We start from the raw sequence: 12,133 nt of genomic DNA on the forward strand, positions 1-12,133 counted from the left end.
CGCGCCCGGGGCTTATCCCGCAAGATCGTCCGATCGCAGAATTGCCGATCAGACGGATCCCCCATGTTTGCAGAAGCCGAAGCCGACCCCAGCCTGTCCAAGGAAGAGTTCAAGCCATTGGAGGCGAAGCTGCGCGTCGCGCTGCTGAACGCGCAGTACCAGCGCCTGCAGAAAGCGGACAAGACGCTGCTGGTGGTCATCGCGGGCATAGACGGCGCCGGCAAGGGCGCCACCGTCAACCTGCTGAACGAATGGATGGATCCGCGCCACATCAAGACGCTGGCCTACGGCCCGCGCGAAGGCGCCGCGCTGGAGCGTCCGCCCTTCTGGCGCTACTGGCATGACCTGCCGCCCAAGGGCAGCACCGGCATCGTGTTCGGCTCCTGGTATGCATCGCTGTTGTATGAGGCGACGCGCAAGAAGCCCGACCAGAACAGCATCGAGGCGCAGGCCGCCGCGATCCGCCACTTCGAGGCCATGCTCGCCGCCGAGGGAGTGCAGATCGTCAAGCTCTGGTTCCATTTGTCGGCCAAGGCACAGAAAGAGCGGGCCGAGCGCCTGCTGGCCAGCCCGGAAACCTCCTGGCAGGTCAGCCCGATAGACCTGAAGGTCTACAAAAAGTACGACCGCATCCGCAACGCCGGCCAGTTGGTGCTGAACCGCACGGACTGCGGCCACGCCCCCTGGGTCGTGATCCCCAGCGCGGACGAAGACATGCGCGCCGCGCGCACCGCCGAAGCCGTGTTGGCCGCCATGCGCCAGCGCGGCGTGCCGCGCATTCCGGCCGCCTTCGTGGCGCATGCCAGGACCACGCGCGTCGTCGACCGCCTGGGCGAACTGGACTACGACGCCAAGACCGACAAGGACGACTACGAATCCGAACTGGGCCTGCTGCAAGGCCGGCTGGCGCGCGCCGCGCGTTCAAAGAAATTCCAGGAGCGTTCGCTGGTGCTGGTGTTCGAAGGGCAGGACGCGGCCGGCAAGGGCGGCGCGATCCGGCGCGTCACGCATGCGCTGGATGCGCGCCAGTTCGACATCACGCCCATATCCGCCCCCACCAGCGAAGAGCTGGCCCGGCCCTATCTGTGGCGCTTCTGGCGCCACGTGCCGCGCCATGGCCGCATCGCCATCTTCGACCGCTCCTGGTACGGCCGCGTGCTGGTCGAGCGCGTCGAAAAACTGACCGCGCCCGCCTGCTGGCGCCGCGCCTACGCCGAGATCAACGACTTCGAGGGACAACTGGCCGCCAGCGGCGCGCTGGTGCTGAAGTTCTGGCTGGCGGTGACGCCGGACGTGCAGCTGGAGCGCTTCAAGGAGCGCGAGAACTCGCCCTTCAAGAACTTCAAGATCACACCCGACGACTGGCGCAATCGCGACAAATGGAAGGACTACGCGGATGCCGCCAACGAGATGCTGGCGCGCACCGACCTCGCGCATGCGCCGTGGCATCTGGTGTCCGCCAACGACAAGCGCTACGCTCGATTGCAAGTGCTGCGACACATCGTCGAAGCCATGGAAGACCAACTCTGAATCCCGCCTGGAGGCCGCAAGCCATGAGTACCGCAGAAATCCGTCCCATCGTCGCCGCCGACTTCGAAGCCTGGCTGCCGCTATGGAAGGGCTACCAGGAGTTCTATCGCGTCAACATCGACGACGCCGTCACGCGCAACACCTGGGCGCGCTTCCTGGACCCCGCCGAACCCATGCACGCGGCGCTGGCGTACGAAAGCGGCCGGGCCATCGGCATGGTGCACTGGATCTTCCACCGCTCCACCTGGACCGCGGGCGACTACTGCTATCTGCAGGACCTGTATGTGGACCCGGACGTGCGCGGCACCGGCGCCGGCCGCAAGCTGATCGAACACGTGTACGCGCAGGCTGCCGCCGCCAACTGCTCGCGCGTGTACTGGCTGACGCATGAAACCAACGCCACCGCCATCCAGCTCTACGACCGCATCGCCGACCGCTCGGGCTTCATCCAGTACCGCAAGGTGATGCCGTGAGCGCACGCGACCCCAACTGTCCGCTGTGCCAGGAAGACGGCGGCACGCTGCTGTGGCGCGGCCCGCACCTGCGCATCATCGAGGTCGACGACGCCGACTATCCGGGCTTCACGCGGGTAATCTGGAACGGCCATCTGGCCGAGATGACCAGCCTGTCCACGCACGGCCGCGACCTGCTGATGCGCGCCGTGTACGTGGTCGAAGAAGCGCAGCAATCGGTCCTGGGACCGGACAAGATCAACCTGGCCTCGCTGGGCAACATGGTGCCGCACCTGCACTGGCACGTGATCCCGCGCTGGCGCGGCGACCGCCATTTCCCCGACCCGATATGGGCGCCGCCGCGCATCGCCGCTGGCGCGGAACCCGCGGAATGGAAGGAACGTCAGGCGCGCGTGCAGGCGCTGCTGCCGCGTTACCGCGACCGGCTGGTCGAGGCCATGAACGCCCTGCTCTGGCACTGAGCCGCCGCCCGCCTCAGGCAGCGCGCGCAGGCCCCCGCAGTTCCGCCAGCCAGCCGGCGTAAGCCTGTTCAACCAGGCCGGCTGTGCGCTCGGCGGAAAACAGGCCTTGCCCGCGGATCAGCTCGCGGCCCGCATCGCCCATGCGGCGGCGCAGCGCCGGATCGGCCAGCAGGCTTTCCAGCGCTCCCGCCAGTGCCGCAGGATCGCCGGGCGGCACCAACAGGCCAGTCACGCCCGCCTGCATGGTTTCCGGCACGCCGCCCACGTCGGTGCCTATGACCGGCACCCCCATGGCCGCGGCCTCGATGAAGACAGTGCCCAGCGCCTCGCGCAGCGTCGGCAGCGCAAACACGTCGAAGGCTGTCAGGACATTGCCGATGTCGTCGCGCCGGCCGGTGAAATGCACGCGGTGCGCCAGGCCCAATGCCTCCACCTGCGCCTGCAACTGCCCCGCCATGGGCTGGCCCTCGCCCACCAGCACCAGATGCGCCCGCGGAAACGTGGCGGCGATACGGCGAAAAGCGTCGATCAGGTCGCAATGCCCTTTGTCCGCCCTCATGACGGCCACGCAGCCGACCACCAGCGCATCCTCCGGCAGGCCAAGCTCGCGCCTGACGCAGACGCCGCCATGCACCTGAGGCAGCACCACCGGCGAATGGATGGTGGCGATGGCCTCCGGCCGCGCGCCGCCGTCCAGCAACTGGCCACGCACGTAACGGCTGACGGCGATGACGCGATGCGCCAGCCACGTATAGGCGTAGAGGGAATTGATGGGCTTGGCCAGATGGCGCGTGCGCACGATGAGAGGCGTGCCCGCCAGGCGCGCCGCAAACGCGCCCAGGACCGTATCGCGGCGACTGTGCGTATTGACCACGTCAAAGCGCCCGCGGCGCAGCAGCCGGCGCACGAACGCGACGCCGCGCACGAAGTTGAGCGGGCCATCCATGGGAATGAGGTGCACGGTGAAGCCGGCCTCGCGCAAGCGCGTGCCGAGTTCCGCCTCCGGCTGGCAGACCGCTTCCAGATGGTGGCCACGCTCGCGCATGGCTATCATTTCCTTGTAGATGCAGAACTCCTGGCCGCCGAACGAGGTGGCCGCTTCCGTGTGCAGGATGCGCAGGCGCGCTTCGGGGTCCGGCCGGCCCTGGAGGGATTCGATGGAATTCGGCATGATCAGGACTGGCCGCCTTGCGAGGCGTCCGCGTCGCTCCAGCAACGGCCCTGCGATAGCAGGTAGGCTTCCAGGTAGGCGATGTCTTCCTGCTCCAGGGCCGCCGCGCCCGCGCTGGCGCAGTCGCGCGGGCATTCGGCGGCGTGCAGCCGGCCATCGGACCAGACGCGCACGGAACCGGTGCGGGACAGATCGAAGCGCGCACCGGCCCGCGCCCAGCCCAACAGGCGTGTGCTGGGAATCAGTTGCCGGGTCTGATAGACGCCATGGGGACTCTGGGCCGCGGGCGCCGTGAGCGCTTCGCCAACATCCACCAGGCGGCTCGCGGCGCCGAGCTTGGCGGGCGTGTAGGTCAATACCGTAAGAGGGCGTAATGGCATTTGGCTAGCAAGAGTCGCCAGGCGGCGTTGCTGGCCACGGACTGGTCGGGATTCGAGGGAAAGGGTTTGGTCGCCGGACAAGCAACGCCAACAATTCGACGCTGATAAGCTGTTTTTTCGAATAATTGAAAGATGTTCGCCGACGTAGAAGAATCCCGAAAGATGAATTCAGGTAAAATTCAGGAATGAAACGCGCATCTTATCAAAACGTAAGCAAGGGCGGTACTGCATGAGTTTCCAGGCCGTCCCTCCCCAAAAGCCGGTCTCGTTCCTGCAATCGTTCCTCCGTTCCGAGGCGCTGGGCGGCTATGTCCTGATGCTGGCCGCGCTGGTCGCGCTGGTGGTCGCCAACAGCCCGGCCGCCCCCGTCTATTTCAGCGTGCTGGAGACCAAGCTCGGCTTCCAGGCGGGGCCGGTCGTGCTCAAGGAAACCGTACTGCACTGGATCAACGACGGCCTGATGGCGGTGTTCTTCCTGCTGGTCGGGCTTGAGATCAAGCGTGAAGTCCTGGACGGCCAACTGCGCGGCGCCGCTCGCATCGTGCTGCCCGGCATAGCCGCCCTGGGCGGCATGGCCTTGCCCGCCCTGATCTACGTGCTGATCAACTTTGGCAGCCCCGACACTCTGCGCGGGTGGGCCATTCCGGCCGCGACCGACATCGCCTTTGCGCTGGGCATCCTGGCGCTGCTGGGCAGCCGCGTGCCGACCTCGTTGAAGATCTTCCTGACGGCGCTGGCCATCCTGGACGACCTGGGCGCCATCGTCATCATCGCCTTGTTCTATACCGCCGAACTCAACGTGTTCGCGCTGAGCATGGCGGGCGCCCTGCTGGTCTGCCTGTTCTGCCTGAACCGCGCTGGCGTGCTACGCCTGACGCCCTACCTGCTGATCGGCGCCGTGCTCTGGTACTTCGTCCTGAAGTCCGGCGTGCATGCCACGCTGGCCGGCGTGGCGCTGGCGCTGACCATTCCGCTGCGCCCGCAAAACCAGGGCCATCCCGGCGCGCACTCGCCCCTGCATACGCTGGAACATGCGCTGCACAAGCCTGTCGCCCTACTGATCGTGCCCATCTTCGGCTTCGCCAATGCCGGCGTGTCTTTCGCCGGCATGGGCCTGGGCAGCCTGGCGGCGCCCGTGCCCCTGGGCGTGGCGCTGGGCCTGTTCCTGGGTAAGCAGCTGGGCGTGTTCGGCTTTGCCTGGCTGGCCATCAAGAGCGGCATAGCCACCCTGCCGCGCCACGCCAGCTACGCGCAGCTGTACGGCGTGTCGCTGCTTTGCGGCATCGGCTTCACCATGAGCCTGTTCATCGGCGCCCTGGCATTCAGCGATCCGGCCGCCATCGACGCCACCAAGATCGGCGTGCTGACGGGCTCGCTGGCGTCCGCCGTGGTCGGCTTCCTGGTGCTGCGCGCCTGCGGCACGCGCGCCGGCGCCGCGGAAAATCCTTGAGCGCCGGTTGAATAGGGACGGCGGGCGCTAAAGTAGCGAGGTCCGCCACCCTTCCCTGGAGCCGCCATGAAACCATCCGCCATCGCCGTGCAACGCGTCTACGAGGGCTTGGGTCCGGAAGGCAGCTACCGGGCGCTGGTGGACCGCATGTGGCCGCGCGGCCTGCGCAAGGCGGACCTGCACCTGGACGAATGGGCCCGCGACATCGCGCCCACCCTGGAGCTGTGCAAATGGTTCAGCCACATCGAAGAACGCTGGGAAGAATTCCGCCAACGCTACCAGGCCGAACTGGCCGAACCTGAACAGCAGGCGCGCATGGCCGCCCTGCTGGACGCGGCGGGCGACCGTCCGCTGACCCTGCTCTATGGCGCCCGCAACACCGAACACAACCAGGCCATCGTGCTGCGCGAGGTCCTGCAGGACTACGTCCGGCATCACCGCAAGCGCAAGGCCTGACGCCCCGCATGCTTTGATACCCTAGCCCGCTTTTATCGACCGGCGCGCAACCGCGCGCCGACAGTCTGTCTTGAGGAATCCCATGTCTTTCAGCTCCGACGCCTGGGCGCGCAACGCCGCACTCTATGAAACCACGCGCGACATGCCGTTCAACCGCGAACTGGCCAGCGGCCAGCTCGACGAGAACGCATTCAAGCACTACATGATCCAGGACGCCCACTACCTGGTGGCCTTCGGACGCGCGCTGGCCATCGCCTCTGCCAAGGCCGACGACGCCGACGGCGTGGTGCAATTCGCTGACGCCGCCAAGGGCGCGGTGGTCGCCGAACGCACGCTGCACGCAGGCTTCCTGAAGCAGTTCGGCATCGATGACGCCACCTTCGAAGCCACGCCGCTCACGCCGGCCTGCCACCACTACACCAGCTACCTGATCGCCACCGCCTGGAGCGCGCCGTACCCGGTAGCGCTGGCGGCCCTGCTGCCGTGCTTCTGGATCTACGCCGAAATCGGCCGCGAGATCCATGCGCGCGCGGCGCAGCCTAATCCTTACTCCGCCTGGATCGAGGCCTATGCCTGCGAGGACTTCCACGCCCTGGTGCGCCGGGTCATCACCACGGTCGACCGCGTCGCCGAAAAGGCGTCCGCCGAAACGTTGGAGCAGATGCACGCGGCGTATACGCGTGCCGCGCAGCTGGAATGGATGTTCTGGGATTCGGCGTATCGGCAGGATGGGTGGCCGGTTTGAATCGACGGTAGCGATTTCGGAGTCGCCGCCAGACGTAGGCGGCACGCTTGAGCGCCAGGCTATTGATGCCTGGCGTTTTCGTTTCAGCGGGTTTGAGGCATCCGCCATCGCCTAATTACTGCTGGAGAGTTGGATCCAGCCGATGAAGTCTTACTGCAGTGGGTAATACACCGTAAGCCCCGCCGTCACGCCCACGCCTACGCTGGCGCCCGAACTCTTGTTCTGGGTGTGCTGTTCGTAGGTGTCGCGCGCGGCTTGCAGCAGGATGTCGCCGTCCGCCTTGAGCAAGGCGTTGTTCCCGGCGGACAGCCGCGAACCCGTGACCGTGATGTCCGAATCGGCGCCTGCGCCCTTGGCGATGACGGTGAGGTCGTTGCCTGCCGCGATGTTGGAGCCGACGGACGAGGTCGTGTTGCGGTTGGTGATGGTCTGGCTCTTGCTGCTGCCGTAGTCGATGGTCAGCGTCATGCCGCCCGCGCTCTGCGGGTCCGCCATCACTTCGTCGTAGGTGTTGACCGCCGCCACGCCCGTTGTGGCCCGGGCCTTCATGACTTCGCGATCGGCGAGGTCGACGGTGGCGCCCTGGCGCCTAGTTTTTTATTTTTTTAAAGACCAACTTTGTTGAATGCGATTTCGCATTCTTTTATTTGGAAAAGCGACTGATAAGTTGACAAAGGCATCGCCGATTTTTAAAAAAATCAGAGCCCGGACACAGAGACTGACACCTTGGTTCTTTCCAGGACCAAAGAGTCTTATCCGGAGCGCGCATTCATGGAGACTTGCGATACCGGCCGGGCTTCTTGCTTCTATGTTGAAGATTTATTCATGTGCAGCGACTCAGCGCCAAACGAAGAGCAAAGCCTACTTGATCAGGCGAACTATCTGCTGCAATGACGACATTGTCAGAATCGGTGAATCCATCTCCGCTCCAAGCCTCCAGTTTCTCGTGATGACTTGGTATCATTTTCAAAATTCCGAGCTTACCTTCCACGTTGCAGCTCTTCATATCTTTAAATAGCGCCCTCTTGGTCTTATATCCGTATTTGTCCATCAGTCCTGCAACCCAATCTTTATAGCGTTTCATCATGGAATCCAGATCATATAAATCCCTGTCGAATGTAGCCGCCGGATGGATCCAGACATCCGTCCTCGGTTCCGGCAAAACAAAGCGGCTTTTCGACAGGGCATCTAGCACAGCCTCACCAACCTCTTGATCAGCAGCATCGGGAGACATTAGATACAAGGCGCCTTTGTAATCAGCCCGGCTACTTCCATAGCCCGAATAGGTTTGAATGCAAAGAAACTCCTTATTCAGTTTCACACTCGCCCAAGCTCTAGGCACTATTTCCTTTTTCATTCGATCACCTTCACTTTCAGTTGTACGCCTTAACTTTCGGCGTATTTATATGCCCGGCCAATTTCCGCCCAGTGTGCCGTTGTGGTGACCTTGGGAAGGTTCGGAAATTCTGCCGAGCAGTGTCTACCGGAACGGAGCTTGCGAATCGGCTGTCGATGCCACTACACGGGCCTCGTTTGCGTGCCAGTTGTTACTACCCACACCTGCTGACGTCTCTATTCTGAGGCTGTCCACTTCCAGCAAAGCTCAAATCTGTAATCTATGCTAAGCAAGCTCAGACATTGACTGAAGCGTCACCATATGGCAGTTTCAAGCACTACGTGACTCAAAGGGGACGCATCGGTGTCCTTCGGTGCGTTCACGAGAAAACTTCAGTGCCTGAAAAAAAACTCAATTTTCCCTGTCTTTTCTCGCTGGAGAACTGCCATTAGCTCACATTAAATTGGAGCAAACTCGCAGGCCGGCGAGAATTATCAGCTAGCAAACCACATCGACTCTTCAAGCGACATGAATACCGAGCGACTCAACGAGACCAGCAAGTTTCTTAGTTATGTACTCAGACATGAGCCACATGCTATCGACCTGGAGCTAGATAGCGAAGGTTGGGCGGATATTGAATGCTTGATAGCAAGCGCGGCCAAATACGGGCGCTCCTTAGATAGGGCCCTGATTCTTGCAGTCGTCAGCAATAGTGATAAGAAGCGCTTCAGCATTTCGAATGATGGTCTGCGTATTCGCGCGGCGCAGGGTCACTCAACATCGAGCGTACGCATTCAGCATATAGAGAAAGAACCTCCTGAGTTTCTCTATCATGGCACCACCACACGCTTCTTAACGTCAATCCGACAGCAAGGATTAATCGCAGGATCTCGGCACCATGTGCATCTGTCGACAGACAAGCCAACAGCTATCGCGGTTGGGCAGCGCCATGGGCAACCTGTAGTACTGAGAATTTTTGCCCTGCGAATGTATCAACAGGGCTTCAAGTTCTTTCAAGCCGAGAATGGGGTCTGGTTAACGGCCGAGGTACCCAGCAGCTCCATCGTAGAAGAGGATCAAGCAACCAATTCTTCATCCGATAGAGAGACAGCTTCCGCCAACACATGAAACGCGACATTTTCAGACAAAAATTGAATGCTGAAGTGTCTAACTTCTGAAGCCCCGCAAGAAAATACAGCGCGACATGCATCCGTGTTAGAACCAATTAACTCGGAATCCAAAAACTCTGTTAATTCTCCGAGCCCATATTCACTTGGATCGCCATGAAAATCAAAAATCAGATTCCCAGGAAATGGGGTTCGCATAAAAAATCGCACGGTTCCAAATGTGATCTCCCGCCGCATCTTCTTCACAGCATCACGGCCCTCCGCGTTCGGTACGTCCCTATCATATTCGACGGTCAGCACCACATCCAGCCCGAAAGAACGAAATGATACTTTTGACTCACCATAACCTGGCAGCCAATCATATGGATTAAAAATTAGTTTTGGCTTACCAATTTTCATGAACGCACCTACTTTAGTTTTTCCGCACCTGTTGGCGGCAGTTTATTTTTTCTCAATTGATCTGCAGCTAAATCATTGAATGTCTTTCCTCCATAGGCTTCAACGCCCGTTTGATTTCGCCCGAACCATTCGCTACGTGGAATTCCAGCTTGCTCAAGCGCCGTCGAAGTCCGCGTGTTCAAAATAAGACGAGTACCATTCATATCCACATAATCAACAGGAAGCTGATTCGGCCGAACAGTTCCCGCCTTTAGTGCATCAGCCAATTCATCGACCGTTCTAATCGGTTTTCCGGCCAAGTCCGAGTATATCTTCTGCCCATCCAGACTAAACACGCGATCAGCATTAATTCTGTTCTGGGCAAAATTTGCCTCATTCAAAACTCCTTTTTCAGCAGAACCCGCAGTAATGCGGCCCAGTGCGCCACGCGCTCCTGCACCAATCGCCAGATTTTCCCCTCTACTCGCAACCTGCGCCGCCACCTTTTCGGTCAGAGTAGCGCCACTCTTGGCGACTCCTGTCACTCCAGCCACCAGCAAAGCCACGTCAAATATCAGCTTCCCGCCTTCTACACCCGCGTTGAACGAGCCGCCCGCACCCGCGCGCTGGTATTCCGCCTCCATCCGTGTAATGCGTTCGATGTATGACTGCTTGATCGCCGCAGGCACTTTTTCCAGCACATCGCCACTTTCAAACAACGACTTCAGCGCAGCATAGGTTTCCCCCGGACTGGCCGCGACCTGGAGAATGCCAAGCGCTAAGTCAACCGCGCCCGCAGGAACCCCCGCAACCACTCCCGTATAGAAGCTGACGTCCTGTCCCGTATCGATGGCAACCCATTTGGCTTCGGCCGTAACGACGCAAGTCCAGGACTTGCAAGCCTGTATTTCCTCGTTCCGCTGCGCCTTCTGCGCCTCACTGAGGTAGTTGTTCTCTGCCTCGATGTTCGCGCCCGTCAGCACGGTTGCTACCGCGGACGGATCAATCGCCGCGGTAATGCCTGTCACGTTGCTGCCAACAAAATCAAGGCGGGACTGCCGTTCCTCGGCCGAGAGTTGCTTGGTCGCATCCTCTCTTGCGCTGTCCAGCAACTTGTTCAACACAACGCTAGACAAGGCGCCTACGCCGCCCGCCGCGCACGAGGCGCTTTGTGCCGCGGCTCCTGCGCAACCCAGAATGGTATGAAGCGCCGCATTAGCCGCCGAGCCATCTCCTCCCAACCCCTTGGTGAGTTCTTTGATCTGTGCGGCGCCCAGGGCCGCTCGAACTCTTGGTCTGCCTCTTGCTGCTGCCGTAGTCGATGCTCAACGTCAGGCCGCCCGCGCTCTGCGGGTCCTTCATCACTTCATCGTAGGAGTTGACCGCCGACAGGCCCGCGGTCGTCAGGGGCCTGGGCGTTCATGACCGCACAGTCGGCGAGGTCGACGGTAGCGCCCTAGCACCTAGTTTTTATTTTTTAAAGACCAGCTTCGTTAAATGCAATTTCGCATTCTTTCATTTGGCAAAGCGACTGGCGCCCTGTTTCCCAAAGGGCATTATCTCTGACGGGAAAGACGGTATTTCTTGGAAGGCGGCGAACAAAAATTGGAGCCAACCTACACTGTCAACGGGAGAATTCTAGGTTGGCATCTTATTTTCAAACCAACAATCTGCGTTTAACTTGCAAAGCAATATCCTCCACAACCCCCTTCGGTCCGGAAATAGTAATCCCGACAAAGGTCTCTGCTTCAATCGATATTGATGCATCACCGAGCGCGACGACTAGACGCTCGATTTCTTGAGACCCACCGACTCCCCAAGATTTATCAATTTCAACCGCACCGCTATTTTCTAGAACGGCACGGAGGGCCTCCCTGAGAGCATTGTCGTACTCATCTCCAAGAACGAGCACCACCACTTTACTTGCCATCTTTAGAACCCCAGATCTTGGGAAATGGACTACCCCCTCTTTCCTCAAGGGCATTTCCACCTCAAGGACGCTCGGAATCTCAACCAACTGGTGCCTACTTTTATTGCCTGAATTATCACCACATGGCACATGGAAAATGTAGCCTGACGGCGCCCGAATTCGGCCACCCACTCAATCGGAGTGTGCCTAGCTTCTTGACGCGAAAGACTCTATCTCTCTTGCGTTACTTCAGATGATTTTGTTATTTGTCGGCAATCCATCGTCCCAATATTTCGGAAAATTCTGAAATCGAGGAAACATCAACGCTCCACTGAGAGATTTTCCTTCCATCTTCATTGATTTCCTCCCTCGCAGAAACATGTAGATTTATGTCGCCCGGAATAAATGGAACAGGCAATTCATTCAAAAATAACGCATGATTTTGAATATAAGCCCGCTCACCCTCGATATAGATCACCCAACAAAATACAAAATTGCATGAACCCGGATCACGCATCGACGTCGCCAGAACCGCATGACTACGATCTCGCAACCCCTGATCCAGTGATTTCTTCCAACTCTTCAGATAATCAATTCGAAACCAGAATCCCACTGGAGCGAAAAAAGTCTCTTTGTACCCATTTATTTCTATCTCTCCACACAACACTGATTCATCAAAACGTTCCAATACATCCTCAAACAAGTTCATGCTAAAGC

General features: G+C 60.0%; 15 protein-coding genes. 7 read left to right on the forward strand and 8 right to left on the reverse strand.

Annotated elements, in window-relative coordinates; genetic code table 11:
* Positions 1–63: 63 nt before the first annotated feature.
* Genes pap through IB259_RS24140 form a run of 3 tightly spaced genes read left to right on the forward strand, consistent with a single transcriptional unit; the run spans position 64 to position 2,464 of the window.
* A complete protein-coding gene (gene pap, locus IB259_RS24130) occupies positions 64–1,530 on the forward strand; it encodes a polyphosphate:AMP phosphotransferase (protein ID WP_192330283.1) in 1,467 nt (488 codons plus the stop codon).
* 23 nt (positions 1,531–1,553) lie between these two features.
* Positions 1,554–2,003, forward strand: a complete 450-nt coding sequence (locus IB259_RS24135; RefSeq protein WP_175213016.1) for a GNAT family N-acetyltransferase — start codon at positions 1,554–1,556, stop codon at positions 2,001–2,003.
* Positions 2,000–2,464 carry an HIT family protein gene (locus tag IB259_RS24140; RefSeq protein ID WP_175162405.1) on the forward strand — a complete coding sequence of 155 codons (465 nt, stop codon included), beginning with the start codon at positions 2,000–2,002 and terminating at the stop codon, positions 2,462–2,464. Before IB259_RS24135 ends, IB259_RS24140 begins: the two co-directional genes overlap by 4 nt.
* Positions 2,465–2,477: 13 nt before the next feature.
* On the opposite strand, the gene IB259_RS24145 is transcribed toward IB259_RS24140, so the two are convergent.
* Complete coding sequence (locus tag IB259_RS24145; protein WP_192330285.1) at positions 2,478–3,635, reverse strand: glycosyltransferase family 4 protein; 1,158 nt, start codon at positions 3,633–3,635, stop codon at positions 2,478–2,480.
* 2 nt (positions 3,636–3,637) lie between these two features.
* Positions 3,638–4,015 (reverse strand): hydrogenase, encoded by a 378-nt coding sequence (locus IB259_RS24150; protein WP_192330287.1) that lies wholly within the window; start codon positions 4,013–4,015, stop codon positions 3,638–3,640.
* 229 nt (positions 4,016–4,244) lie between these two features.
* Between IB259_RS24150 and nhaA the strand changes: the two genes are divergently transcribed.
* From nhaA to tenA, 3 genes are all read left to right on the forward strand, one after another.
* Positions 4,245–5,465, forward strand: coding sequence for a Na+/H+ antiporter NhaA (nhaA, locus tag IB259_RS24155; RefSeq protein WP_192330289.1), 1,221 nt, complete (start codon positions 4,245–4,247; stop codon positions 5,463–5,465).
* Between the two features lie 66 nt (positions 5,466–5,531).
* Entirely contained in the window at positions 5,532–5,921 is a 390-nt protein-coding gene (locus tag IB259_RS24160; protein WP_125471134.1) for a DUF488 domain-containing protein, read from the forward strand.
* Positions 5,922–6,003: 82 nt separating this feature from the next.
* A complete protein-coding gene (gene tenA / locus IB259_RS24165) occupies positions 6,004–6,666 on the forward strand; it encodes a thiaminase II (RefSeq protein WP_054456962.1) in 663 nt (220 codons plus the stop codon).
* Positions 6,667–6,816: 150 nt separating this feature from the next.
* Here the strand turns inward: tenA and IB259_RS24170 are convergent, their stop codons facing one another.
* The gene (locus IB259_RS24170) at positions 6,817–7,215 is read right to left on the reverse strand and encodes a hemagglutinin repeat-containing protein (protein WP_192330291.1); all 399 of its coding nucleotides are present in this window, start codon (positions 7,213–7,215) and stop codon (positions 6,817–6,819) included.
* 274 nt (positions 7,216–7,489) lie between these two features.
* Positions 7,490–8,023, reverse strand: coding sequence for a contact-dependent growth inhibition system immunity protein (locus IB259_RS24175; RefSeq protein WP_175162394.1), 534 nt, complete (start codon positions 8,021–8,023; stop codon positions 7,490–7,492).
* Between the two features lie 507 nt (positions 8,024–8,530).
* Between IB259_RS24175 and IB259_RS24180 the strand changes: the two genes are divergently transcribed.
* Positions 8,531–9,130 (forward strand): RNA 2'-phosphotransferase, encoded by a 600-nt coding sequence (locus IB259_RS24180; RefSeq protein ID WP_192330293.1) that lies wholly within the window; start codon positions 8,531–8,533, stop codon positions 9,128–9,130.
* Here the strand turns inward: IB259_RS24180 and IB259_RS24185 are convergent.
* The 4 genes from IB259_RS24185 to IB259_RS24200 form a co-directional block, all read right to left on the reverse strand.
* The gene (locus tag IB259_RS24185; protein ID WP_192330295.1) at positions 9,079–9,528 is read right to left on the reverse strand and encodes a hypothetical protein; all 450 of its coding nucleotides are present in this window, start codon (positions 9,526–9,528) and stop codon (positions 9,079–9,081) included. The genes IB259_RS24180 and IB259_RS24185 overlap by 52 nt on opposite strands.
* Positions 9,529–9,536: 8 nt before the next feature.
* The gene (locus tag IB259_RS24190) at positions 9,537–10,628 is read right to left on the reverse strand and encodes a hypothetical protein (RefSeq protein ID WP_192330297.1); all 1,092 of its coding nucleotides are present in this window, start codon (positions 10,626–10,628) and stop codon (positions 9,537–9,539) included.
* 536 nt (positions 10,629–11,164) lie between these two features.
* Positions 11,165–11,437 carry a hypothetical protein gene (locus IB259_RS24195; protein ID WP_192330299.1) on the reverse strand — a complete coding sequence of 91 codons (273 nt, stop codon included), beginning with the start codon at positions 11,435–11,437 and terminating at the stop codon, positions 11,165–11,167.
* 241 nt (positions 11,438–11,678) lie between these two features.
* Positions 11,679–12,125: a hypothetical protein gene (locus tag IB259_RS24200; protein WP_192330301.1), complete on the reverse strand. Its 447-nt coding sequence runs from the start codon at positions 12,123–12,125 to the stop codon at positions 11,679–11,681.
* Positions 12,126–12,133 lie beyond the last annotated feature (8 nt).

This window comes from Achromobacter sp. ACM04, from assembly GCF_014851465.1.
GTDB lineage: Bacteria > Pseudomonadota > Gammaproteobacteria > Burkholderiales > Burkholderiaceae_B > Achromobacter > Achromobacter aegrifaciens.